The organism is Euzebyella marina (assembly GCF_003687485.1).
GTDB classification, from domain to species: domain Bacteria; phylum Bacteroidota; class Bacteroidia; order Flavobacteriales; family Flavobacteriaceae; genus Euzebyella; species Euzebyella marina.
Genome location: NZ_CP032050.1, coordinates 4,038,254 through 4,063,859, shown reverse-complemented (window position 1 = coordinate 4,063,859; position 25,606 = coordinate 4,038,254). Strand labels below are relative to the sequence as shown.

The 25,606-nt window shown below is 39.7% G+C and carries 22 protein-coding genes; 9 read left to right on the top strand and 13 right to left on the bottom strand.

The window, feature by feature from the left end:
* Positions 1 to 33: 33 nt before the first annotated feature.
* The 6 genes from clpX to D1013_RS17505 all read right to left on the bottom strand — a co-directional run bounded on the left by clpX (position 34) and on the right by D1013_RS17505 (position 5,483).
* Positions 34 to 1,269 carry an ATP-dependent Clp protease ATP-binding subunit ClpX gene (gene clpX, locus D1013_RS17530; RefSeq protein WP_121850059.1) on the bottom strand — a complete coding sequence of 412 codons (1,236 nt, stop codon included), beginning with the start codon at positions 1,267 to 1,269 and terminating at the stop codon, positions 34 to 36.
* Between the two features lie 96 nt (positions 1,270 to 1,365).
* On the bottom strand, positions 1,366 to 2,046 hold the full coding sequence (gene clpP, locus D1013_RS17525; RefSeq protein WP_121850058.1) for an ATP-dependent Clp endopeptidase proteolytic subunit ClpP: 681 nt from the start codon (positions 2,044 to 2,046) through the stop codon (positions 1,366 to 1,368).
* A 98-nt stretch (positions 2,047 to 2,144) separates the two neighbouring features.
* Positions 2,145 to 3,467 (bottom strand): trigger factor, encoded by a 1,323-nt coding sequence (gene tig, locus D1013_RS17520; RefSeq protein ID WP_121850057.1) that lies wholly within the window; start codon positions 3,465 to 3,467, stop codon positions 2,145 to 2,147.
* Positions 3,468 to 3,563: 96 nt separating this feature from the next.
* Positions 3,564 to 3,914 (bottom strand): phage holin family protein, encoded by a 351-nt coding sequence (locus D1013_RS17515; RefSeq protein WP_121850056.1) that lies wholly within the window; start codon positions 3,912 to 3,914, stop codon positions 3,564 to 3,566.
* Between the two features lie 82 nt (positions 3,915 to 3,996).
* A complete protein-coding gene (locus tag D1013_RS17510) occupies positions 3,997 to 4,770 on the bottom strand; it encodes an alpha/beta fold hydrolase (protein ID WP_121850055.1) in 774 nt (257 codons plus the stop codon).
* Positions 4,767 to 5,483, bottom strand: coding sequence for a pyridoxine 5'-phosphate synthase (locus tag D1013_RS17505; RefSeq protein WP_121850054.1), 717 nt, complete (start codon positions 5,481 to 5,483; stop codon positions 4,767 to 4,769). Before D1013_RS17505 ends, D1013_RS17510 begins: the two co-directional genes overlap by 4 nt.
* A 94-nt stretch (positions 5,484 to 5,577) precedes the next feature.
* Between D1013_RS17505 and D1013_RS17500 the strand changes: the two genes are divergently transcribed.
* From D1013_RS17500 to D1013_RS17470, 7 genes are all read left to right on the top strand, one after another.
* Positions 5,578 to 6,234 (top strand): CBS domain-containing protein, encoded by a 657-nt coding sequence (locus D1013_RS17500; RefSeq protein ID WP_121850053.1) that lies wholly within the window; start codon positions 5,578 to 5,580, stop codon positions 6,232 to 6,234.
* 103 nt (positions 6,235 to 6,337) lie between these two features.
* Positions 6,338 to 7,219, top strand: a complete 882-nt coding sequence (locus D1013_RS17495) for an NAD kinase (RefSeq protein WP_121850052.1) — start codon at positions 6,338 to 6,340, stop codon at positions 7,217 to 7,219.
* A gap of 151 nt (positions 7,220 to 7,370) precedes the next feature.
* Positions 7,371 to 8,069, top strand: a complete 699-nt coding sequence (gene porG / locus D1013_RS17490; RefSeq protein WP_121850051.1) for a type IX secretion system protein PorG — start codon at positions 7,371 to 7,373, stop codon at positions 8,067 to 8,069.
* A 51-nt stretch (positions 8,070 to 8,120) separates the two neighbouring features.
* The gene (locus tag D1013_RS17485; RefSeq protein WP_121850789.1) at positions 8,121 to 8,864 is read left to right on the top strand and encodes an undecaprenyl pyrophosphate synthase; all 744 of its coding nucleotides are present in this window, start codon (positions 8,121 to 8,123) and stop codon (positions 8,862 to 8,864) included.
* Positions 8,865 to 8,868: 4 nt separating this feature from the next.
* Positions 8,869 to 11,481 carry an outer membrane protein assembly factor BamA gene (gene bamA / locus D1013_RS17480; protein ID WP_121850050.1) on the top strand — a complete coding sequence of 871 codons (2,613 nt, stop codon included), beginning with the start codon at positions 8,869 to 8,871 and terminating at the stop codon, positions 11,479 to 11,481.
* An 89-nt stretch (positions 11,482 to 11,570) separates the two neighbouring features.
* Positions 11,571 to 12,404: an OmpH/Skp family outer membrane protein gene (locus D1013_RS17475; RefSeq protein ID WP_121850049.1), complete on the top strand. Its 834-nt coding sequence runs from the start codon at positions 11,571 to 11,573 to the stop codon at positions 12,402 to 12,404.
* A 119-nt stretch (positions 12,405 to 12,523) separates the two neighbouring features.
* Positions 12,524 to 13,033, top strand: coding sequence for an OmpH/Skp family outer membrane protein (locus tag D1013_RS17470; protein ID WP_121850048.1), 510 nt, complete (start codon positions 12,524 to 12,526; stop codon positions 13,031 to 13,033).
* A gap of 49 nt (positions 13,034 to 13,082) precedes the next feature.
* Here the strand turns inward: D1013_RS17470 and D1013_RS17465 are convergent, their stop codons facing one another.
* From D1013_RS17465 to gcvP, 3 genes are all read right to left on the bottom strand, one after another.
* On the bottom strand, positions 13,083 to 13,937 hold the full coding sequence (locus D1013_RS17465) for a glycosyltransferase family 2 protein (protein ID WP_121850047.1): 855 nt from the start codon (positions 13,935 to 13,937) through the stop codon (positions 13,083 to 13,085).
* Positions 13,938 to 13,979: 42 nt separating this feature from the next.
* On the bottom strand, positions 13,980 to 14,507 hold the full coding sequence (locus D1013_RS17460; RefSeq protein WP_121850046.1) for a class I SAM-dependent methyltransferase: 528 nt from the start codon (positions 14,505 to 14,507) through the stop codon (positions 13,980 to 13,982).
* A 132-nt stretch (positions 14,508 to 14,639) separates the two neighbouring features.
* Positions 14,640 to 17,492, bottom strand: coding sequence for an aminomethyl-transferring glycine dehydrogenase (gcvP, locus tag D1013_RS17455; RefSeq protein WP_121850788.1), 2,853 nt, complete (start codon positions 17,490 to 17,492; stop codon positions 14,640 to 14,642).
* A gap of 125 nt (positions 17,493 to 17,617) precedes the next feature.
* On the opposite strand from gcvP, the gene D1013_RS17450 reads away from it, so the two are divergent.
* A complete protein-coding gene (locus D1013_RS17450) occupies positions 17,618 to 18,442 on the top strand; it encodes a UbiA prenyltransferase family protein (RefSeq protein ID WP_121850045.1) in 825 nt (274 codons plus the stop codon).
* Positions 18,443 to 18,739: 297 nt separating this feature from the next.
* Here D1013_RS17450 and D1013_RS17440 read toward each other — a convergent pair whose 3' ends face one another.
* Positions 18,740 to 19,294: a sigma-70 family RNA polymerase sigma factor gene (locus D1013_RS17440; RefSeq protein ID WP_121850786.1), complete on the bottom strand. Its 555-nt coding sequence runs from the start codon at positions 19,292 to 19,294 to the stop codon at positions 18,740 to 18,742.
* A 119-nt stretch (positions 19,295 to 19,413) separates the two neighbouring features.
* Between D1013_RS17440 and D1013_RS17435 the strand changes: the two genes are divergently transcribed.
* A complete protein-coding gene (locus D1013_RS17435) occupies positions 19,414 to 19,776 on the top strand; it encodes a rhodanese-like domain-containing protein (RefSeq protein ID WP_121850044.1) in 363 nt (120 codons plus the stop codon).
* Here D1013_RS17435 and D1013_RS17430 read toward each other — a convergent pair.
* The 3 genes from D1013_RS17430 to D1013_RS17420 all read right to left on the bottom strand — a co-directional run bounded on the left by D1013_RS17430 (position 19,768) and on the right by D1013_RS17420 (position 25,517).
* Positions 19,768 to 20,289, bottom strand: a complete 522-nt coding sequence (locus D1013_RS17430) for a 5' nucleotidase, NT5C type (protein ID WP_121850043.1) — start codon at positions 20,287 to 20,289, stop codon at positions 19,768 to 19,770. The two genes, D1013_RS17435 and D1013_RS17430, sit on opposite strands and share 9 nt — an antisense overlap.
* Before the next feature lie 285 nt (positions 20,290 to 20,574).
* Positions 20,575 to 20,991 carry a response regulator gene (locus D1013_RS17425; protein WP_121850042.1) on the bottom strand — a complete coding sequence of 139 codons (417 nt, stop codon included), beginning with the start codon at positions 20,989 to 20,991 and terminating at the stop codon, positions 20,575 to 20,577.
* Positions 20,992 to 21,002: 11 nt separating this feature from the next.
* Positions 21,003 to 25,517: a PAS domain-containing protein gene (locus tag D1013_RS17420; RefSeq protein WP_121850041.1), complete on the bottom strand. Its 4,515-nt coding sequence runs from the start codon at positions 25,515 to 25,517 to the stop codon at positions 21,003 to 21,005.
* Between the last annotated feature and the right edge of the window lie 89 nt (positions 25,518 to 25,606).

The following is a 25,606-nucleotide window of genomic DNA, read 5'->3' as shown; positions in this document are numbered from 1 at the left end:
ATTCCTATCTATTTTTTAAATACTCTTTAGAAGCTAAGAAACAGCCTTAAGTTTTTTAATGGTCTCATGCGAGAGTTTATCTTCTGCGTAAGCTTTGGTAACCTTGAACTCGGTTTCTTCGTTACTAGGCATTTCGAACATGGCATCGGTAAAGATTGCCTCGCATAAAGAGCGAAGACCTCTAGCGCCAAGTTTATATTCTATTGCTTTTTCAACGATATAATCTAAAGCCTGAGGAGTTATGGTGAACTCAATCTCATCCATAGAGAACAACTTCTCATATTGCTTGATTATAGCATTTTTAGGCTCAGTAAGAATTGCCCGAAGTGTTTTCGAATCTAGAGGATTCATATGCGTTAATACAGGAAGACGACCTATTATTTCAGGAATCAATCCGAATTCCTTCAAATCTTTTGGAATGATATACTGAAGAATATTGTCTTGATCTAAATTGTCATCTGTCTTCGCGGCACTGTACCCAATAGCTTGCATGTTCAAACGTTTTGAAATGGTACGTTCGATACCATCAAAAGCGCCTCCTGCAATAAAAAGAATATTTTCGGTATTAACCTCGATAAACTTCTGGTCTGGGTGCTTACGCCCACCTTTTGGTGGTACGTTCACAACAGTGCCTTCAAGAAGTTTCAAAAGACCTTGTTGAACCCCTTCACCGGAAACATCTCGTGTTATGGAAGGGTTGTCGCTCTTTCTTGCAATCTTATCTATCTCATCTATAAAGACAATTCCTCTTTCTGCTTTTTCAAGATTGTAATCGGCTGCTTGTAACAAGCGCGTTAAAATACTTTCAACATCTTCACCTACATAACCGGCTTCCGTTAATACTGTGGCATCAACGATAGCCAGCGGTACATTGAGCATTTTTGCAATGGTCTTGGCCATAAGTGTTTTACCGGTACCGGTCTGGCCGACCATGATAATATTACTCTTTTGAATTTCGATATCATCATCATTGGACTTAGGTTGCAAAAGGCGTTTGTAGTGGTTGTAAACCGCAACCGACATTACCTTTTTGGTACGTTCTTGTCCAATAATAAAAGTGTCTAAAAAAGCCTTGATATCTTGAGGCTTCTTTAATGTTAGTTCAGAAGAAAGATCATTTGTTTTAGTCTGTCGTGACTCTTCTGCGACTATACCATGAGCTTGTTCAATACAACGGTCACAGATATGCGCATCTAGCCCTGCAATCAAAAGATTGGTCTCGGGCTTTTTTCTTCCACAAAACGAACATTCTAAATTTTCCTTTGCCATACGTGTGTGCTTACCATCGAAGAATAAACGAAAAGTTTTTCGTTTTGGTTTGTCATATTAGATGAAAAACCATCGTTACTCGATGTTCCGTCGAAATTACTCTTTATCCCTTACCAAAATCTCATCGATCATACCATAGGCTTTCGCCTCTTGTGCCTTCATCCAATAGTCTCGGTCACTGTCTTCGTTGACCTTGTCGATTGTTTGGCCTGAATGCTTAGATATGATTTCGTAAAGTTCTTGTTTGAGCTTTAGAATTTCACGAGCAGTAATTTCTATATCACTAGCCTGACCTTGCGCACCGCCCATAGGCTGGTGGATCATTACTCTTGAGTGGGGCAGACCACTACGCTTGTTCTTTTGCCCTGCGCAAAGAAGCACGGCGGCCATCGATGCGGCCATACCGGTGCAGATGGTCGCAACATCAGGAGATATGAACTGCATGGTGTCGTAAATACCTAACCCGGCATAAACGCTGCCTCCTGGCGAATTGATGTAAATCTGAATGTCTTTTGCCGAATCGGTGCTGGCCAGAAAAAGAAGTTGGGCCTGCACAATATTGGCGACTTGATCATTGATTCCGGTACCTAAAAATATGATACGGTCCATCATAAGACGAGAGAACACATCCATTGCGACTGCGTTCATTTGTCTTTCTTCGATGATGTTGGGTGTCAAGGCCACGGGGTACATGCTACTTACTATCGAGTCGTAATAAGTACTGCTGATACCTTGGTCTTTTATAGCGTATTTCTTGAATTCTTTTGCGTAATCCATGGTTCTTTCAATGTTAATTTACTCGTAGGTAAAAGATAAAAAAAAGTGCCGAAAATTAATTTTCGGCACTGTAAAGATACTTATTATTTTTCGGAAAATTAACCGTATACTTCCTTTACAAAGTCTTCGTAAGTAATCTGTTTGGTCTTAAGATTTACCTTCTCTTTATATAGGTCAAGAAGTTTTTGGCTCATCAGCTGTTCAGACAAACGCTTCACTTCGTCTTGGTTGCTCAAAACCCTATTGGCGATGTTCTCCAATTCTTCTTCCTGCGGATTCAACTGACCGAATTGGGCCATTTGAGATTTGATAAAACCTTTGGCAAATTCCTTTAGTTCTTCCAATTGAATCTGAAGGTCATTTTCTTTGATGATCTTACCTTCGATTAGTTGATAACGCAAACCTTTTTCAGACTTCTCATACTCTTCATTGGCCTGTTGTTCGGTAAGCTGTTCTTCACCTGTCATCTGAATCCATTTGGTAAGAAAACCTGTAGGAAGCTCAAAAGAGGTATTATCAATAAAATATTCGGTAATGTCGTTCAATAACTTTTGATCGGCCTGTTGTTCGAATTGTTTTTCAGAATCTTCTTTGATTTTTTCTTTCAATTCGTCTTCAGACTTCACTTCGTCTTTACCGAAAAGCTTATCAAAAAGCTCTTGGTCAAGAGTTGCCAATTCTCTCTTGTTGATTTCTTCGATGGTGAAGTCGGCCTCAATATCCAAATCTTTGGCCTTGTCTTGAGAAATGCCGAAAACACTTGAAAGTAAATAGTCTTCTTTAAAAAGACCTTTTGACTTTAAGGAAACAGTGTCACCTACTTTTTTGCCCAAAAGACTATCGATGGCTTTTTTACTTTTGATTTTGTCAAGTTCAAGAGTGGTCTTGTTGTCGATTTCCTCGGCTTCATTTTTGAAGGTTCCGGTTACTTCGAAGTTTTTATCTACTTCTTCTTGGTTGACCAATTTACCATATTGCTTTTGAATGCGCTTGACTTGCTCATCGACCATTTCTTTATCGGCAATAATCTTATATTGTGTAATTGGGTCTTTGGTCTCTAAAGGAACCTCGAAGCTAGGGGCCAAGCCAAGTTCGAACTCAAAACTAAGTTCTTCTTTATCCCAATCAAAATTATCTTGTTGTTTCGGAAGCGGGTTGCCCAGAACATCCAATTTCTCTTCCGTAAGGTATTTATTAAGGTTGTCTTGAAGTAATTTGTTCACTTCGTCGACTAAAACGGCTTTGCCGTATTGCTTTTTGATAAGGCCCATGGGCACGTGACCTTTTCTAAAGCCGGGAATGTTGGCAGACTTTCGGTAGTCTTTTAGAATGCCATCCACTCTATCCTGATAATCCTCCTTGGTGATGGCTACTTTTACGACGGCGTTTAACTCGTCAATCTGTTCTTTAGTGATGTTCATCTAGATATTCTTTTTATTTCCCTAAAATGGGTGGCAAAAATACTATAATTAATGTACCCCACCAAAGTTTTTAAGTCATTGGCGTTCAAAGCCTCGCTAAGATGTTTTGTCCTCTTTCAAAATTGAGAACAGTATCGACTGTAAGAACGAAAGCAATAGGCTGAAAAGCAAAGCCCACCATATACCATCAACAGAAAACCCGTCGATTAAATTATCGACCAAAAGAATAATGATCGCATTGATTATTAGAAGAAAAAGCCCTAATGTCAATATGGTTACCGGTAAGGTTAAAATGACCAAAATAGGTTTAACAATGAAATTCAATAGACTTAAAACAATGGCCACGATTACTGCGGTGAAGTAACTGTCAACTGAAACATTCGGAAGCACTTGGGCTAAAATAATTACGGCTAGAGCGCTGAGCAATATTCTTAAAATCAGTTTCATAATTTGGTTGTTGTTTAACTAAATGTAAGACTTTTGCTTGAAATGAAAATTAGAATCATGGTTGATTAAATATGCTTTCATTTTAATCTTCGATGAACACCAACGATTTTTCGAAAAACTGTTTTGGGTTTTCGGCGTGAAGCCAATGACCAGCCTTATCTACAACTTCAATTTCTGCCTTTGGAAAATGTCTTTTTATGGCATCTCTATCTGCTTCTTGAATGTATTCAGACCTATCTCCCCTTAAAAAGAGAGTGGGACCACCATAGGTTTCGTTCGACCCGATGTTCTCTCCGATTTCGGGCATACGTTGTGACAAAACCTCTAGATTGAAGCGAAAACTTAAAAGGCCTTTCTCTTTCCAATAAAGATTCTTTAATAAAAATTGCCTAGTACCATAATCCTTTATGTGTTGTGCCAGCGCATCATCAGCTTCACCTCTAGAACCTAAATCAGAAAGATTCAATTTCTGAAGTCCGTCTATGATAGGTTGGTGATGAGGTGGGTAAAACTTAGGGGCGATGTCTGCAACTATTAATTTTTGAACTTTTTCAGAATAGGTACAGGCAAATTGCATGGCAGTTTTGCCACCCATAGAATGTCCTATGATAATTGCTTGGGAAAGTTCATGAACGGCCATATAATTTTTTAAGTCCTCCGCCAATATATCGTAGTTGAACTCTTCTGACCAAAAACTTTTTCCATGATTTCTTTGGTCTATTAAATGAACTTGAAAGCCCTTTTCGGCATATTGGCTGCCCAAGGTTTTCCAATTGTCAAGCATGCCTAAAAATCCGTGAAGAATTAATAGCGGTTTGCCATCTCCGATAATTTTTGAGTGTAAGGTTTCGCTCATTTCAATCTATTCAAATACATATTAACCACGTTCTCAAGCCCCATGTACAACGATTCGCAGATGAGTGCATGGCCAATCGACACCTCTAATAAATGGGGGACACTCTCCTTAAAGTATTTGACGTTTTCAAGGCTTAAATCATGACCGGCATTTATGCCTAGACCCACCTCATGTGCTGATTTTGCAGCCTCTGCAAATGGGGCTACACCGGCTTCTTTATCGTTTTTTGAATAGGCTAAGGCATAACTTTCGGTATAAAGCTCTATTCTGTCGGTTCCGGTATCGGCGGCCGCCTTGACCATTTCGTTGTCCGGGTCGACAAATATTGAAGTTCGAATACCTTCACTTTTAAAAGTCTCTATAACATCCTTAAGAAAATCAAGGTGCTTAATAGTGTCCCATCCGGCGTTCGAGGTAATAGCGTCTTCAGCATCGGGTACCAAGGTTACTTGGTCTGGTTTTACTTCCAGGACCAAATCGATAAACTTTGAAACTGGGTTACCTTCGATATTCAATTCGGTTGTGACAATTTTCTTAAGGTCTCTTGCATCTTGATATCTGATATGCCTTTCATCCGGTCTCGGGTGTATGGTGATACCCTGTCCGCCAAAGTCTTCAATATCCTTGGCTGACTTTAAAAGATTGGGCAGATTTCCGCCGCGAGCGTTTCTTAGGGTTGCAATTTTGTTGATGTTGACACTTAATTTTGTCATTGGCCGATGTATTTTACCGTTCGGCACAAAAATACGAATTAGGCATACCTTTTGAGACTTTTAATTAGTATTTTGCGTCTAATACCTCGTAACCATGCAGATTCAATCACACATTCTTACAAACATACCCGCTTTTAAAGTTGAACAATCGCTAGCCGATGTCATTGCTTTTTTTAAAGAAAGTACGCACTCGCACATTGCGGTAGTTGAAAATGATGTTTTTCTAGGGTTACTGGGGGAAGAGGATCTCGAAAATTTCGATGGTGAAGATCAAATTGATCAATACCGCTATGAGCTCGATACTTTCTTTGTTCGAAAGGAAACTGGATGGCTTGATGTTTTGGAAACCTTCGCAAGAAACGAGGCCAATCTGGTTCCGGTTTTAGACGATAAGGGTCGGGTAGAGGGCTATTATGATTTGACTGACATAGTAAGTGTGTTCATCGATACCCCGTTTTTTACTGAACCTGGCGGAATTATAGTCGTAGCAAAAGGCCTCAAAGATTATTCTTTTAGTGAGATAGCGCAAATTGTCGAGAGTAACAATACCAAAGTTATCGGGGCATTTATAACCGATTCACGAAACGATGTTATTCAAATCACCATTAAGGTTTCATCAACTAATCTAAATGATATTCTTCAAACATTTAGAAGATATAACTACACTGTTATTTTTGGTAATGCCGACGACCAATTTTTGGAAGATTTAAAAGAGCGCTCCGATTATTTAGATAAATATCTGAACGTTTAAATTTTTCTTGAATAAACAGGTATTTCTATCCTTTAGCAATTTCCCATTCTTTATTTTTGTCCTAGCCCCAAGAAAAGGGCCAGAGAACTAATAAAGATAACCCATGAAAGTTGCCATTTATAGCCAAATGTTTCAAGATGATACGACTGAATACGTATCGAAACTGCTGAACGAACTTGAAAAAAATGGGGCAGAGGTGGTTATAGAAGAGGATTTGTGCGCTTACTTGAAATCAACCTCTTTAATCGACGATTGTAAAACTTTTTCGCATGATAAGGGTTTAGATGAAACCTTTGATATGTTTATCAGTCTTGGGGGTGATGGCACCATTTTAAGGGCTACCACTTTCGTTAAAGATTTGGGCATACCTATAGTCGGTGTCAATACAGGGCGACTGGGCTTTTTGTCAACTTTTAACAAAGAGGAGGTTCAAAATGTAGTGCAAGAGTTTGTAAAGGGCGATTATAGTATAGTTGAGCGTAGCTTGGTCGAGGTGGCGAAGGAATCGGATATTGCTGAATTCGCAGATTTGAACTTTGCCCTCAACGAGGTCACCATTAGTAGAAAAGACACTACTTCAATGATTACGGTAGAGACCTATCTTAATGGCGAGTATCTCACTGCTTATTGGGCAGACGGTTTGATTATATCTACACCAACAGGTTCTACTGGCTACTCACTAAGTTGTGGGGGGCCTGTAATCGAACCGACGGCCAAATCGTTGGTTTTAACCCCTATTGCACCTCATAACCTGAATGCAAGGCCCTTGGTCATATCAGATGATACAGAGATTCGTTTACGGGTGTCTGGTAGAGAGCATCATCATTTGATTTCTCTGGATTCTCGTATCGCATCGGTAGAAAACGGGAAGGAAATTCTGATAAGAAAAGCCGGGTTTACCGTTAAAATGATTGAATTCGCGTCTGAAAGCTTTTTGAAAACGCTGAGGAATAAATTGCTTTGGGGCGAAGATCGTCGCAATTGATCCTCCGGGGCAATAAATAACTGCAAACGCTGTTTATCATGTGAGAGCATTGATGAATCTATGCTGGACTTTCATTGGTGTATGTTTAAAGTTCAACCGATAGAATATGATAGTTAACGGCAATTGCTATATTCGCAAACTATTTCTAAGTATGAAGCGATTATTTATTGTCTTATTGCTTTTTGCCTTTGGCAAGGCCAGTTCCCAAACATACGAAATCGGTCTTTTCGCTGGTGGAGCCAATAATATTGGCGATGTGGGGCGCACTACCTATATTGCTCCTTCTGATATAGCCTTCGGTGGATTATTTAAGTGGAATAAGGCTAAAAGGTATGCCTGGCGAGCAAGCGTTATCTACGGTAAGTTTACCGCCGACGATTCAAAATCTAACGACCCTTCTAGACAGCAGCGTGGTTATATCGCCGATAATTCTATTTTAGAGGCTTCGGCAGGGTTAGAATTTAACTTCGTCGAATATAATCTTCATAAGTTGGGCCCTGCTTTCACTCCTTATTTATATACAGGTCTCACGTATTTTAGATACGACTACGATTACTTTGATGGGGGAGAAATGTTGAGTGTTTCACAAAAAGATGGTTCCTTTGCAATTCCAATGACCGTTGGGGCTAAGCTAAGATTGAACCAGTTTTTGATTTTGGGTGCCGAAATAGGTGCGCGATATACATTTACTGATAATCTAGATGGTAGCAACCCGATCAAGCTAAATGTGAGTCAGCAATTGGGAGACCTTCAGTTCGGCAACATTTTTAGCGATGATTGGTATGTTTTTTCAGGATTAACCTTAACTTACACCTTTGGTAGAAAGCCTTGTATGGACTGTTTTGAATAAGTTGCTAGCTTTTGCGTAGGTTTCTTTCCAGTATAGTTTTACCGTATTATGATGGATGTTCTCAATGAGATAGACAAACAAAATTTGCCTGTGCACCTTGCCGTTATTATGGATGGCAATGGCCGTTGGGCGAAGCAAAGAGGAAAGCGAAGAATATTCGGTCATGAGAATGGTGTGAATGCCGTTCGACAAACCGTGGAGAACAGTGCCAAGATCGGTATCAAATATCTAACCCTGTATACGTTTTCGACCGAAAACTGGAATCGCCCTAAGTTAGAGGTAGATACCCTTATGAGACTTTTGGTTTCATCGCTCAAAAAAGAACTTGACACCTTTATGTCGAACAATATTCGCTTGAATACGATTGGCGAAATTGAATCTTTGCCCAAAAAGGCCTATAGAGAACTTCACGAGGTGATGGAGAAAACAAAGAATAACGATCATATGACGCTTACCTTGGCCCTTAGTTATGGGTCTCGGCAAGAGATGATTAAGTCGATAAAACAGATAAGCTCCAAAGTTAAAAATAATATAATTTCAATTGAAAATATTGACGAAACAATTATAAATACTCATCTTTACACGCATGATTTGCCTGATGTAGACTTGTTGATTCGTACCAGTGGGGAGCATCGGATCAGCAATTTTTTGCTTTGGCAAATTGCCTATGCGGAATTATATTTTGTTGACGTATATTGGCCCGATTTTAGCAGCAAGCATTTGGCAGAAGCCATTAAAAGTTATCAGAACAGAGAACGAAGATTTGGAAAGACCAGCGAACAACTTATCAAATAATGGTATGAAGAGGTTCATATCCAGTGAACCAGTAATTACTCTCCTACTACTTTTTTTTACATCCTTAGTCGGCGCTCAAGAGCTCTCTTTTGACGATGGAAAAAGGTATATTTTAGGTGGGCTCGAAGTTACCGGACTACAAAGCTATAACGAACAAACCGTTAAAACCTATACAGGCCTTCGTGTGGGGCAGCCTATTACTGTGCCAGGTGATGAACTAAGTGAAATTATCAAGAAACTTTGGGGGCTTGAACTGTTTAAAGATATTCAGTTTCATTTGGTAGATATTAAAGATGATCAGGTTTTTCTGGAGCTCGAAATTACCGAACGGCCAACCCTTTCCGATATAAAGATTAACGGTATTAAAGAGAGAAAGGTCGATGATATTGTTAAAGATACCGACCTTAAAAAAGGGAAAAAAATAACGGAGAGCTTAATTGCAAATACTAAAAACTATTTAGAGAATAAGTATAAAAAGCAGGGCTACTTAAATGCAAAAGTAGCGATTGCGGTGGCCAACGATACAGCTCAGACCAATGCCCAAAAAATGGTTATCAATGTTGATAAGGGCGATAAGGTGAAAATCAAAAAGATGATTTTCGATGGTAACGAGCAACTTGCAGATAGAAAGTTGCGTAAGGCCATGAAAAAGACCAAAGAAAAAAGGTTTTGGCGTTTCTGGAAAAAATCAAAATTCATTGAGGAAGATTATGAGAACGATTTAGACCTTTTAGCCGATAAGTATGCCGAGAAAGGCTATCGCGATGCCCGTATCATATCTGATTCCGTAATCAAGGTTGATGAAAATAATATCAACATCAAGTTTAAACTTGAAGAAGGTAACAAGTACTATTTTGGTGATATTGACTTTGTTGGTAATACGGTATATACCGATCGCCAGTTAGCTTCTGTCCTTGGTATCAAAAAGGGAGATACTTATAATGGTGTGCTTTTGCGTAAAAGAATCGCTGATGACTCAAAGCCTGATGCAGAAGACTTAACAAACTTATATCAAAACAATGGGTACTTGTTCTCTACTATTAACCCGGTAGAACTTTCCGCCCAGAATGACACCATTAATTTCGAAATTCGAATTATTGAGGGTAAGGAGACCTACTTAAACCATGTTGAAGTGGTTGGTAACGACCGTACCAATGATCATGTGATTTATCGAGAACTGCGAACAAGACCTGGTAACAAATATGACAAGAGTAATATTATTCGAACGATTCAAGAGTTACAGCAACTGGGTTATTTTGATGCGGAGCAAATCAAACCGGATATTTTAAATGCGAACCCTAACGAAGGTACTGTTGACATCAATTGGAATTTGGTAGAATCTGGGTCAAGTCAGATTGAACTACAAGGTGGCTACGGTGGCGGTGGATTTATTGGAACGCTTGGTCTATCTTTCAATAACTTTTCCATAAAGAATATTCTAAATGGTGAGGCGTATAAGCCGGTACCTATGGGTGACGGTCAAACTTTTGCCATGAGGGTTCAGGCCAGTAGAACTTTTAGGGTTTACAGTTTAAACTTTGCCGAGCCATGGTTCGGGGGTAAGAAGCCGGTTCGCTTTAGCTTGAACCTTTCAAGAACCCAGCAATTTGGTGTCGATTATGCCAGTTCTTCAAGAAGTAGAATTGAAGTCGATAAGGATAGAGGTTTTGCCATTACCGGTATTACCGCCGGATTGGCCAAAAGGGTGCAATGGCCCGATGACTTCTTTACGGTTTCCCATGCCCTTAGTTATCAATTGTACGAATTTAATAACTACGATATAGGTCTATTTAATTTCGGTAACGGTAAGTCAAATTCGTTTGCATACACTTTAGGTATTTCGAGGAATGCGACTATGGGAGGTAGAATTTTCCCTAGAGGTGGTTCTAACTTCGAGATTACTGCCAAGTTGACTCCACCTTATTCATTGTTCAGTAATAAAGATTTTGAGTCGCTTCGTGACCGTAGCCAAGAGCTGGCCGAATTGGAAATTGAGCAAGGTGGGTTGACCGCTGCTCAAAATCAAGAACTGGAACAGATCGACCAAGAACGATTTAGATGGCTTGAATACTATAAGATAAAGTTCAAGGGTGACTGGTATACTACTTTGGTCGGTGACTTGGTTCTTCGCACCAATGCGGAATTCGGATTCTTGGGTAATTACAATAATGACGTAGGTGATGTGCCTTTCGAGCGATTCTTTGTAGGAGGTGATGGTTTAGGTAACTTTACTTTAGATGGTCGAGATGTGGTACAGCTTAGGGGATATGAAAACCAGTCAATTACCCCGGTAAGTGAATTGACCGGTACCCAAGAAGGTGGTTTGATCTATAATAAATTTTCATTGGAACTTCGATATCCATTGACCTTAAAACCTTCAGCTTCCATTTATGGGCTAGCTTTTTTAGAAGGAGGTAATGCTTTCAACAATTTTCAGGAGTTTAATCCGTTTCAAATAAAACGATCGGCCGGAGTGGGGCTACGCATATTTATGCCGGCGTTTGGTTTATTGGGAATCGATTTTGGTTACGGGTTTGATGAAGACCTTAGACCATCATCAATTGGCAACGGACCTAGCGGATGGCAAACACACTTCATAATCGGCCAGCAGTTTTAATATGAGATCGTGAAATAGCTAAAACATTCATTTTAAAAGTTTTAGTAATTTTGGCACGATATTTTCTACTGGATAAAACGATTAAAGTAATGAAAACTAAATCAAACGTTCTTTTAGTACTGGCCGTAACCTTGTTCTCAGCCATTACTTACGCCCAAAGAGGGGTGAGAATTGCTTACGTTGACATGGAATATATCTTGGAGAACGTAGAGGAATACCGAGAGGCAACCGAACAACTGGCCAATAAAGTTGAAAAATGGAAGGTCGAGGTTGAACAGAAGCAAAGTCAGGTCGAACAGATGAAAAAAGACTTGATGGCCGAAAGAGTATTATTGACCGATGAGTTGATTTCCGAAAGAGAAGAAGAGATACAGATTCTTGAAAAGGAGACGGTGGAGTATCAGCAGAACAGGTTCGGTCCGCAAGGTGATTTGGTGCTTCAGAAAAGGCAGTTGATTCAGCCTATTCAAGACCAAGTCTTCAATGAGGTTCAGAAGATCGGAGCGAATAAAAAGTATGATTTTATTTTTGATAAATCTGCGGATGTCGTAATGTTGTACTCCGAAAATCGGCACGATATCAGCGATTTAGTCTTGAGGGGCATTGCACGAACCAGAAGGGTTAGCAAGCCGACCAAGAAAGAGGTCAGAAGTAGAATCGAAGATTTTGAAGATGGCGAGCCAGAGGAAGAAGAAATAAGCGATGCTCTCAAAGAGCGTCAAGAGAGAGCGGCTCAAGCACAGGAAGCTAGGGAGAAAACAGCGGACGAAAGACGCGCAGAGCAACTGAAATTGCGAGAAGAGCGGAAGAAGGCTTACGAAGAAAGACGTAAGAAGCTGTTAGAGGAAAGAGAGGCCAAAAGAAAGGCCAAGTTGGAAGAAAGAGAGCAGCAAGGCGAAGAAGATAGTACAGAGAATAAATAATAGTTTATGCCCAGTTTGTCACAACTTTGAGTGATTGTGTAAACAAGAGGTCGAGAATTTTATATAGAAGTAAAATAACCATAAATTAACACTCAAATATTTTAACTAGAATCAGTATCATGAAAAACGTAAAGAAAATAGCAGTAGCTATTGTATTGTTTGTAGCATTTACCGGGTTTGTCAACGCACAAAGCAAAGTGGCCCATATAGATGTTACTCAATTGTTGAGCGCAATGCCGGAGATGAAAGCTGCTGAGGCTGAACTCAAGAAACTTTCCGAGACTTACAACGCCGATATTGAAAGCAGTGTAACAGAGCTTAGAAATAAGTATACACAGTACGAAAATGAGGCATCTGCAAAGACACCAGAAGAAAACGAAAAGAGAGCCCAAGAACTTCAAGGGGTTCAAAAGAATATAGGTGAGGCCCAACAAGCTGCACAAAGAGAACTTCAAAAGAAGCAACAAGAATTGTTTGCCCCAATTTCTGATAAAGCAAAAGCTGCCATTGAAAAGGTTGCAAACGCCCAAGGCTTTGATTATGTAATCGATGCACAAGCGGGAGGCGGACTTATCGTAGCTAAGGGTAAGGATCTTTTGGCCGATGTAAAAAAGGAACTAGGTATTTAATTGGAACTCTATACCTAAAAAAAGCCCGCTATTAAGCGGGCTTTTTTTGTTAACCGATTAATTTTTTTTTAATGTTCTGCCATCTCAATTGTCTGATGAACTTTCCTTCTTTCTCAGTTACCAAAAATGGTTTTTTCTCTTTCTGTGCTTCCAGATAGCCATACAGATTATCCATGACGGCTTGAGGCTTCCTTTGTTTCAAGGCCATTTTTAAGGAGGCGATAAGGCTAATGGCCAGGCCGTAGCGCATGGTGTACATCGCTTTGCCCTGTAGTAGTTTCGCTTTAGCATTGTACGCCCCGCCAGTAGGCCTTAAATGCTTCACTTTAAGATAATCATCCGTATATACTTCGAAACCGTGAAAAGCGGCCAACAACTCATCTACGGTATCCCATCCCATAGCACAGCGCAGCCCGCCAATAGCTTTATAGCAAGATTTAGAATAGGCTTTAAAAGCTCCCCTCACATGTTTTTTATCCATCGGGTGGTTCAATGCCCATTTTCCGTTGGCATCTTGCTCATAAACAAAGCCACCGGCAATACCCACATTTGGTTGCCCCTTGAATATGTAAGCAATTTTCTCAAAGTAATTGTCGGGAAGAATGACATCGGCATCTAACTTTACTATAAAATCATAATCATCATCCAAGAAGGCTAGTCCCTTTTGAAAAGCATTTACCACCTTGCTTCCAGGCATATGCTCGTTAGATGATTGTGTATTGAGTTTTTGAAAAATGGGGCTAAGCTCTATGAACTGATCAATAATCTGCTCAGTGCTGTCCGTAGAATTATCATTGACAAGTACGACTTGAGATGGCAAAAGAGATTGTCTTAATACCGAGGTTAGGGTATCATTTAAAAAGTCTTCTTCGTTGTGAGCCGGTATTACTATGTAATATCTCATTACTTGGCATTGTAGGTTGCTATAAGATAGCAACATGATATGTTAGCTTTCTTTCTTTTCGGCGTATACGATGTAATAGCGAGGGGTAAAACTTCTCAATAAGGGGCGAAGGCCTATTTTTTTTACTGGATTGGTCCATTTTTCACGAGCCTTTATTTCCCACCCCGCTTTTTCCAATAGCCAATCGAACTGCCAGTCTTCAAACTCATGGTAATGCCTGTCCCAAACATCGGTTTTAGACCGATAGGCAGGTGAAAACCATAATTTGAGGGGAATGCTCGCCACTAACTTTTTTGCCTTTATTTCACGAAGTACATTAAACGGTGCCAAGAGATGTTCAAAAATCTCGAAGGCCGTAACTACCTCAGAGGCTGAATTTAATACGGAATCAAACACTAAGTCCAAATCCTCTCCTTGCGTGTTTTCAACCTGATAACCTTCCTTAACCATAATTTCCGAAAAGGGATTTTTCACTCCTAAATCGAGTACGGATTCATCAGTGCTAATATGCTTTTTTAGAAAGGATAACGTATTTTGAAAGCGTTTGCTTGGGTATGAGTTCTCGTACATCGATTAAAGATTCAACTTTTGATTACCTAGGTGTTGTTCAATAAGATAAATTTCAAATATAATAACATGGGGCGTAAATCTTAAAACGACCTATTTTTAGTTACCAACCGTTATGGTGCAATTCCCTTGAATTTATTCTGCTTCTGCATACGCTTCTATTGGCGCGCAAGTACATATCAAATTACGGTCACCATATGCATCGTCTACTCTTCGAACGGTCGGCCAAAACTTATTATCCTTTAAGTAATCTAATGGGTAGGCGGCCTGTTTTCTACTGTACCCATAAGGCCATTCGTCATCGGTCACCAAGTCTAAGGTATGTGGCGCGTTTTTCAATAAGTTATCAGTATCGTCGGAAGATGATGCATCTATCTCTTCTCTAATCGAAAGCATTGCATTACAGAATCTGTCCAGTTCTGATAGGCTTTCACTCTCTGTAGGCTCAATCATAATAGTTCCTGCCACCGGAAATGATACGGTAGGTGCGTGAAAACCGTAGTCCATCAATCTTTTGGCTATATCAACAACTTCAATTCCATTCTTTTTGAAAGGTCTGCAATCGACAATCATCTCATGGGCCGCACGACCTCTTTCTCCTGTATAGAGAACTTCGAACTTGCCGCTCAACCTATTTTTAATATAGTTCGCATTTAAAATGGCGATTTCCGTTGAGTGTCTTAGTCCTGACTCTCCTAGCATTTTAATATATCCGTAGGAAATCAAACAAACCAATGAACTGCCCCAGGGAGCGGCTGAAATGGCTTTAATGGCTTTTTCTCCGCCACTTTTAATCAATGGGTTACCGGGTAAAAATGGTGCCAGTTGTTCTGCTACGCAGATAGGACCGACACCGGGTCCGCCGCCGCCGTGCGGTATAGCAAAGGTTTTGTGTAGATTGAGATGACAAACATCGGCACCAATCGTTGCCGGGTTGGTAAGACCCACCTGGGCATTCATATTGGCACCATCCATATAAACCTGACCTCCGTGGTCATGAATCATCTGGGTAATTTGTTTGATGGAAGATTCAAAAACACCATGTGTCGATGGATAGGTAACCATTAAGGCGGCCAGATGATCACTATGTTTTTCTACCTTGGCCTGAAGGTCTTCTACATCAATATTACCCCTCTCATCTGTTTTGGTTACGACTACCTGCATACCGGCCATCACTGCCGAGGCCGGATTGGTGCCGTGTGCGGAAGAAGGAATCAAGCAAATGTTTCTATGCCCTTCGTTATTTGACTCATGGTAAGCCCTAATGGCCATCAAACCTGCATACTCACCTTGGGCACCAGAATTTGGTTGTAACGACGTTGCCGCAAAACCTGTAATTGTCGAAAGATCATTTTCTAATTCTTTAAGAATGGTTTGATAACCTTCCGCCTGATCTACAGGAACAAAAGGGTGAATGTTGGCCCATCTTGGCATACTCAAAGGAAGCATTTCTGAGGCGGCATTTAATTTCATTGTACAACTGCCGAGAGAAATCATCGAGTGGTTGAGAGAAAGGTCTTTACGCTCTAATTTCTTGATATAGCGCATAAGTTCAGTCTCAGAGTGGTAAGAGTTGAAAACGCTGTTGTCTAGATAGCTTGAGCTGCGCTGCAAAGATTCCGGTATTGCATTTTCGCCCGATAGACCAGTAATGGGACTAAAATCTTTGTTTAAGGTCTTCGCGAAAATTCCTAAAATTTGATTGACATCATTGATGGAAGTTGCCTCATTTACAGCAATAGAAACCGATTCTTCATCAACATACCAAAAGTTGACCTCGTTTTGCTCGGCAATCGGTCTAAGCTTTTTAGTGTCGATTTTAACACTAACGGTATCAAAGAAGAAATCATTGGTCTGCTCTAGCCCTAGCTTTTCAAGTTCGTTTGATAGTGTTTTTGCCGTTGAATGAACTTTTTTGCCAATATAACGAAGGCCCTTAGGGCCATGATAAACTGCGTACATACCGGCCATAACCGCCAAGAGAACTTGGGCCGTACAAATGTTTGAAGTGGCCTTATCACGTTTTATGTGCTGTTCCCTGGTTTGAAGGGCCATTCGTAAAGCAGGCTTGCCATCAATATCTTTAGTGACGCCGATAATTCGCCCGGGTATATTTCTTTTGTATTCTTCCTTAGTGGCGAAATAGGCGGCATGCGGACCGCCGTATCCCAAGGGAATGCCAAAACGTTGTGTGGTGCCCACCACCACGTCGGCACCTGCTTCACCCGGAGGGGTTAAAAGGGTTAGACTTAAAAGGTCGGCGGCTACAGCAACTTTGATTTCGTGGTCTTTTGCTCTTGATATAAAGGGGAAGAGGTCGGTTAACCTTCCGAATTTTCCGGGATATTGTAAAATCGCACCGTAATATTCTCCGTTAAACTCAAATTCTTCGTGATTACCGACTTCAAGTATAATTCCCAAAGGTTTAGAGCGGGTTTCGAGCAACGCCAAGGTTTGGGGCAGTACTTCTTCGGAAACAAAGAACTTGTTAACGTTATTTTTTTTCTGCTCACGGCTGCGTACATCAAAAAGCATTGTCATAGCTTCAGCGGCCGCAGTACTTTCATCTAAAAGAGAGGCATTGGCCAAAGGCATTCCGGTAAGGTCACTTACTACGGTTTGAAAATTCAGCAAAGCTTCCAAGCGTCCTTGGGCAATTTCAGCTTGGTACGGGGTGTATGCAGTATACCAACCTGGGTTCTCAAGAATATTTCTCTTGATTACCGAAGGGGTGAGGCTTTCGTGGTATCCAAGGCCGATATAACTTCTAAATAACTTATTTTTCTCAGATAGCTCTTGCATGTGGGCAAGAAATTTATGTTCGCTCATGGGCGAATTGAGACCTAATGGTTTCTTCAAACGAATATCATCAGGAAGAGTCTCATAAATCAATTCATCCAAGGTTTCGGTACCTACCGTTTTCAACATATGTTCAAGGTCTCTTTCCTTGATTCCGATGTGTCTTGACGCAAAAATATCTGTCTTCATAGCTTGTGATAAAAGATGTGCAAAACTAGGTATAAATTGCATGAATTTGTGCCATTTGACGATTATAGCCCATAAAGTTTTTAACCGAAAACCAAGGTTATGAACACTTTGGCTACATTTGTTTAATGCGGTGGTTGCAAAGGATATTCGATTTTTATCTAGACGCCAGTATTCATGTGGCTTTGTCGGTTTTTGCGCTTACCCATATCACAGCGATCAGTCTCAATTTTTCGTTGAACAATCATGTGCCTTGGTTTCTTTTTTTTGGCACTATTACTTGCTATAATTTTATGAAATATGGTGTGGAGGCCGAAAAGTATATTTTGGTGGCTAACAGGTACCATAAAAATATTCAGTTTGCCAGTTTTTTAGCTTTCGCCGCGGCTATTTATCATTTTTACTTTTTGCCCAAAGAATTATGGGTGGCACTCATTGTTTTTCTGATCTTTACTGCGCTATATGCCTTACCAGTTTTGCCGCATTCTAAAAAGTTACGAAGTTGGGGCGGGCTTAAAATTTTTGTAGTGGCCTTGGTTTGGGCGGGAACCACTGTCATTTTACCTGCGCTGACAGAAAGCTATATCAATTGGTGGGATGTTGGAATCGAAACGTTAAGGCGCTTTTTATTCGTCTTTATTTTGATGGTGCCATTCGAAATTCGTGACTTGATTTACGATTCTCCGGAGTTAAGAACCTTGCCCCAGCGATATGGGGTTGCTAGAACCAAAGTATTAGGGGCCCTTGCCAATATACCACTCTTCTTTTTAGTGCTTTTTAAAGACCATGTCTCGGTTATAGATGTTACCGCTTCGGGGATACTTTTTTTGGCACTCGGTATGCTAATGTTTATTACGAAAAGGCGACAGAAAAAATACTTTGCTTCTTTTTGGGTTGAAGGTATGCCTATAATGTGGTGGGGTCTGTTCTTGATTCTTCAAAAGATTTTTTAACCTTTTGAATGTAGCTTTTGCTTCATCTGTTCTTTTTCTTTCGAAGAAAGACCTTGAAGTTTGGCCTTGTCGCAGAGAGAGGTCAATTTTGAATTCTTCTCGCTGTACTTACAACAGTTTTTACAAATGAAAAGATGAAACTTTAACTGTAGCCTTTCAGTAAAAGAGGCTTCTTGATATTGGCTTTTGTTACAAATTATTTCTGCTTTTTCGCAAGATATCATTTCGATGATAATTAATTCTTCAAGATAATTACAGTTTGGGCAAAACGGCCGTTGCCGAACATTCATTTCTCATTTAAAACCAAGTTTCATTTAGGCAACCCATTAAAGCCGTTCTGGCCCTGTGAATCATTACCCAAAGATTAGACGGGTTAATGTCAAGTTCATTACAAATATCTTCAGTACTAATACCTTGAATTGTCTTCATTGTAAATACTTGAGCTTGCTTGGCGGGTAATTTGGCGATGCAAGACTGTATAGCATTGCCAAGTTCTTCGTTCTCTAGGTCATCGTGCTCAAAATTGCTGAAAGGGTCGGCAATTTGCTCTTCAAGCCAATCACCTTCGGCATCGGTTTGGGCACTATAATTGATTTTAACTTCAGCCTTGCCCTTTTTCGAATTCGACTTGCGATAGTGATCAATTACCTTTCTTTTGAGAATCGCAATCAGCCATGTTCTTTCTGCGGCATCACCCTTATAGTTCTTGGCCGATTTTAAACCTGCCAAAAAAGTTTCTTGCACCAAATCTTTGGCAATTTCGGCATCTGAGATACGGGAAATTGCATAGTTGAAAAGGTAATCTGCATATGCATCTACCCAATTTTCGGGCTGTAAACTATTTTCTGCCATGTTGGTTTCGTGGTCACCAAAATTACGTGAATTTACATTAACCGACCTCATATGATTTACTTTCGGTACTTTATATTTTATTTCGGGCATATTTATATTTTTGAATAAAGTCTTTTGATATGAAATACATGGTCACCTTTTTGTTTTTGATTACCTGTAATTTGGGCTGCACCCAAAGTAACTCGAAACCTATCACAGAACTTTCACAGAAAGATAGAGATTCGGGTATCTTACTTGATGTAAGAACTCCGGAAGAATTTGCCGAGGGTCATTTAGATGGTGCCGTAAATCTCAATTGGTTTGAGGACGACTTTAAGGAGAAGGCTACCAAATTGAATAAAAATAAACCCATCTATCTGTATTGCAAGGCCGGCGGCAGAAGCGCAAAAGCAGCAGAAGCTATGGGAAAAATGGGGTTTGAAGTCGTGAATTTAGAAGGTGGTTACGATGCCTACTTGCAAAGGCAACAATCCTCAAAGTAGTTTTTGCTCAATCTCTTTCCAGTTGTCTACTCTTTCAAAACCTTCAACGTGAATGTTGTGTGGTGAGGTGAATAATAAACTGCGACCATCAAAACTCTCTAGATTGTAAGTGCGGTCATCAATCAGAACATCACCTTTTAAAACATGTTTGTGGCCACATAATATTCTATTCTGCCAAGGAATAAACGGAAAGTGTTGATCTAGCCAATCTGATTTTTCTTCTAAAGAATTCGGAAACTGCATGGCGGCCGATGCGATATAGACTTCATGCTTTTGGCTAAGCCTGCTTAAAACATCTTGACTGTGTTCTATAGGGTTCAGGTCTCTAAAAAAGCCTCGGTTTCTGGCATGGTTGCGAACACTTAGTTGACGATCTTCAGGTACGTTGTGCCAAACCTCTCTACCCATACAGGTCTCCAATGTTAGGCATTCCTCAAAATCTTTATTGTAAATTTCAATGTGTGCGCCGTAGGTATCTGCCATTACCTCGTCCATATCAACAAAAATAATCATGCGAAAAATTTTCAGCGAAGTTCGTAAAATGCAGGCAAAGAATAAAGGTTGAAGTTAATCTTACCTTTATCTTAACATTTGGAGAAAAGGTATTGTTCAACAAAAAAAAGAGGGTGTCCCCACACCCTCTTTTCTGTCAAAAAAATTAGTTGTTCTTTATAACCTTTTTAACCTACTTATGAGATGTAAAAGTAGATTAAATATTTTTTTAAGCTGTACTCTTTAGTGATTATTCTTAGCTCTTTTGTGCCTAACCAGACAATCAGCGGAGGTGTTAGATAATAATCAAAGCTTACCTTTTTCTTTAAGCTGCGTGATTATGGTCTCTAGCTGGCTTTCTTTAATAGGTTTTACAATGTAGTCTGAAATTTCATTTATTTTTTTTGCCCTGTCGATATCCTTAGGGTCAACCGAGGAGGAAACCATGTAAATAGTAATTTTCTTGCCGACCTTAGGTTTTATTTTGATATACTCCTCCATGAACTGAAAGCCGTCCATTATGGGCATATTAATGTCCAAGAAAATGATATCGGGCAATTCTTCTTCTTTGTTGAGATGGTCTAGCATATAGTCTAGTGCTTCGGCACCATCGTATAGAGCAATTATTTTGTCGACTCCTGTGAAGGTTTCTAAGGTCATTGACATAGTAAACTGATAAATATCATCGTCATCGATAATGCAGACATTGACATTCTTACCCATAATAAGCGCAATTAATCTAGAGTTATTAAAAATGTGGTTCCAACGTTCACTTCACTTTCAGCAGTAATGGTTCCGCCCATGGCCTCCACTTGTGCCTTTGTCAAAAATAGGCCGACACCTTTAGCTTCCGGATGCCTATGAAACACCTTGTTGAGACCAAAGAGTTTCTTGCCATTTTTTTTCAAGTCGATTCCCAAACCATTGTCGGCAACCTTTAATTTGGTCTTACCGTCTTCCACCCAACTTTCAATATGAATGACCGGTGGCCGTAGCGGTGACTTGTATTTAATAGCATTACTCACTAAATTAAGAAAAATACTTTCTAGGTAGACTTCATTGTATTCAATTTTTGAAGCTTTTGAAAAGTTTGAAATGATTTCCGCACCCGAATCCATAATCTGGGCGGTCAATATATCTTTGGTCTTGGTCAATACTTTTTCAAAAGATATTTTCGTTTGGTTCTGGGCGGTTTCGCTCTTGATGCGCAACGTTTCTACTAAGGTGTCAAGCGTTGATGATAGATGGTCGATTACTTTTTCGAATTTTTCAAATAGCAACGATTTCCTAACATCATCTTTTTCGACTTGCAACAGTTTCAACAGAGCGTTGAGGTTGCTTACAGGCGACCGAAGGTTATGTGAAGTTATATGGTTAAAATCGGACAGTTGTTGGTTTTGTATAGAGAGCTTTTTGGCCGTATCCTTCAATCTGTTGTTCATCGCAACCAATTTGCTCTCGGCCTCTTTTCTCAGTGTAATATCACGAATTGCAATTGATATCATTAGACCTTCTGCAGTCTCAACTGGACCAATGCTCACTTGAACAGGAATTTGACCCCCGCTTTTGTTTTTTATATAGAGTTCTTGGTTCTTTATGACTAACCCTTGATTTGGATTATTGAAAAATTTGGCCGCATATTCTTTATGAAGATTTTTAAATTTTGTCGGTGTAACAAAACTGATGTGTTTGTTGAGCAACTCTTTAATAGTGTAACCCAATAATTTCTCAGCTTCCTTATTTACTATTTTTATCTTTCCCCTATTGTTTAGAATGACAATGGCGTCGGGGGCAGAGTCCAATAAGCCTCTGAACTTTTTTTCTGCCATTCGTCTCTCGGTTACGTCTTGTGCCGTGCCGATTAATTCGACGATACCATTTTTGTCGGTAAGTACTTCCCCTACGACCTCTAAGTTTCGAAATGAGCCGTCTTTCTTAATAATTCGATGTGCAAATTTATCGAAGGTTTTGTTCTGAAGTATTTTATATAAAGTATTTGTAACATACTCTCTATCTTCAAGAGGAAGACAGTTCATAAATTTGCCATAGTCCATTGGTTTGTTAGGGTCAAGGTCGAGAATACGGTAAAAATTTTCTGAAATTTCAAATTTCGATTTTAACATGTTCCATTTCCAGTGCCCAATGCCGCTCAGCTCCTCCGCCAAATTGAGCAATTGATTTTGTTCAATAAGTGCTTGCTCGTCATTGATTCTGTCGGTTATATCATTTGAGGAGCCTATTAACTCGGTAACGCCGCCTTTTTCGTCAAGCACTATTTCACCAGTGATTTCAAGGGTTCTGATACTGCCATCTAGCTTAATGATTCGATGCGTAAACTTTTCGAACTTTTTGGTTTCTTCAATAAGTTGACTTTTTTCAATCACCAAATCTTGATCTTTGGGGTGCACACGTGATAAATACTTCTTGAAGTTCATTGGGGTGCCCAACTCAAAATCCAGAATTCTCATAAGGTTGTCAGACTTGTCCATGACATCGTTAATAATATCCCATTTCCAATAACCGATACCGGATAGCTCTTCAGCAAAGGCCATCATCTGGTTTTTTTCCATCAACTCGTGTTCTCGAGCAATTTGTTCTGAAATATCTTGACAGGTGCCTAACAATTCAACGATATTGCCTTTTGGGTCGGTGATTACTTTACCGGCCATTCTGATGGTCTTTACAAGGCCCTTTTCTAGCCGAATTCGATAAACCAGATCCTCAAATTTTTTGGTGCCAATAATCTTTAAAATCTTAGCTTTTGCAACCTCTCGGTCATCTTCATGGATGAAGTCTATAAAATTCTCATTAGAAATAGAAGTTCCTTTTTCTATACCATAAATTTCATAGAGATTGTCAGACCAAGTTGCTTTCTTGGTAAAAGGGTCTAAAGTCCAATGACCCATCTCTGCAATTTTTTCAGCGGAATTCAGTTGTTGGTTTTTTTGAACCAAAGCTTCTTGAATTTTTGTCGATTCGGTGATGTCTTGGGCCGTTCCCATCACCTCTACGACCTGATTTTTAGTGTCGGTCATCACCTTTCCGAATAATTCAATATTTCTTATAGAGCCGTCTTGAAGAACAATTCGGTAATGTATGGGTGCAAAAATTCTAGATGAGATAATCTCTTCAGTAGCTTTTTGAACATGCGCTTTGTCATCGGGATGAATGGGCGCAAAAACATCTTCAAATTTTAAGGGAATACCCAATTCAAAACCAAAAATTCGGTATAAGTTGTCCGACCATTTGACGGTGCTATTTTCTAAGTTCCAATTCCAATACCCGATACCGGCCATTTCTTCGGCGAAGCTGAGCTGCATGTTTTTTTCGGTGAGCTCTTTCTCCCTAAGTATTTGGTCGGTTACATCTTGGCAGGTACCTAACATTTCAATGGTTCGACCTGCTTCGTCTATAGTGACACTGCCAATAGATTTGATTGTTTTTATGGTTTCGTCGGTCAATTCAATTCTATAAATTAATTCTTCATAAACTCCTGATTCGACCGCTCTGTCAATTTTGGCAGTAACATAATCTCTGTCTTCCTTATGTATATAACCTATATATTTTTCGAAAGTTACCGGCTCGCTCTTATCATGACCGTAGATTTCATAAAGGTTGTCTGACCAGATGACCTCATTGGTAAGGGAATTCCACCTCCAATTACCAATTTTTGCCATTTTTTCTGCATAAAGCAGTTGTTGGTTTTTTTCAATAAGAAGTTGCTCCTTTTTTATTTGCTCGGTAATGTCTCGGGTCACGCCTAAAATCTTAAACACTTTGCCTGCCTTATCTTTAAAGGCCTTACCCATTACCTGAACCGTGGTAATCCTTTTAGTAGGTTGAAGTATGCGATGGGTGAACTTTTCAAAGTTACCGGTAGCCAAGTATTTTTTTAGTCTTTCGGCTACCATATCCCTATCCTCAGGAGGCATGCTCTTGAGAATGGCCTGTTTGTTGAGAAATATGCCATGGGGGTACCCATGAATATGATAAAGGTTGTCGGAGCAGGTGATACGATCTCGAACTACATCCCATTGCCAATAGGCGATATTCGCCAATTGCTCGCCAAAATCCATTAATTGGGTTTTTTCTATAAGGTCGTTTTCGCGAGCGACCTGTTCGGTAATATCATGAATAGAACTTTTTAATTCAATGGTTTCGCCATTTTCACCCTTTACGACCTTCCCCAGAATTTCAACTGTTTTTATAGTTCCGTTTATGGGAATGGTTCGATGAACAATTCTTTGAAAGTTACCAGTTTCAATGATTTTTTCTACTCGTGCCTGTAATGGTTGAATGTCATCAGGGTGCACAATCGACATGAACTTTTCGAAAGTAATTTTCTCACCGATTTCTATACCATAAATTCTATAAACGTTGTTTGACCAGTACGATTCATCACCTATAACATTCCAATGAACATACCCTACTTTTGCCAACTCTTCGGCAAATAACAACTGTTCGTTTTTAAGCTTTAGTTCTTTCTGTGTGGTAACGTCTTCAGTTATATCCTGGGTAGTACCCATCATAGCAATAACGTGTCCCGATTCATTACTTATCACCTTACCATTGGCTCTTAGAAATCTGATTTCTTTCTCGGTAGTGCAAATGGTATAAGTGAATGTTTCAAAATATTTGTTCTTTAGAGAGTTCTTGATATTAGATGAAAATAGCTCTTTATCTTCATCACATACTTTTTCAAGAATAAGTTCTAAATTTATTTTGGTACCGACATCAATACCATAAATTACCCTTAAATTATCGGAACATTGAAAATGATCGTTCTGCACGTTCCATTGCCAATAGCCAATGCTCACAAGCTCTTCGGCCAGATCCCACTGTTCTTTAATTTGAATGAGATCACGTTCGGTCTCTTTTTGGTTAGTGATATCCATCACTTTTCCGGAAAGGGCGATGCAATGACCGTCTTTCATGACCGGTAATCCGAAGGTTCTGATGTATTTACGGTTGCCTTTTGCTGTAAGAATCTGGTTGACCATCTCAAAGGGTGTTCCTTCTGAAAGACTCTTTCTGTAAGTTGCATGCTTATTTTCCAATTCTGTGGGATTGTTAAAAAACTGATCGCTCGCTCCCATGTAGGGTACAAAATCGGGTGCGATTTCAAAAATATCTTTTAGAACTTGATCCCAAAAAGATTCTTCGGTAGCTAGGTCAACATAGAACACACCAATCTTGGCAACTTTGTTTATTTCTTTTTGCAGGTTTTTAAAATCGATTTCCTGTAACATATTTTTCTCCCATCTATTATGTTGATAAAACCGGTCGAAATTAGTGGCTGATCAGGGACTGGGGATACAGGTAAATTTAGAAAATATGT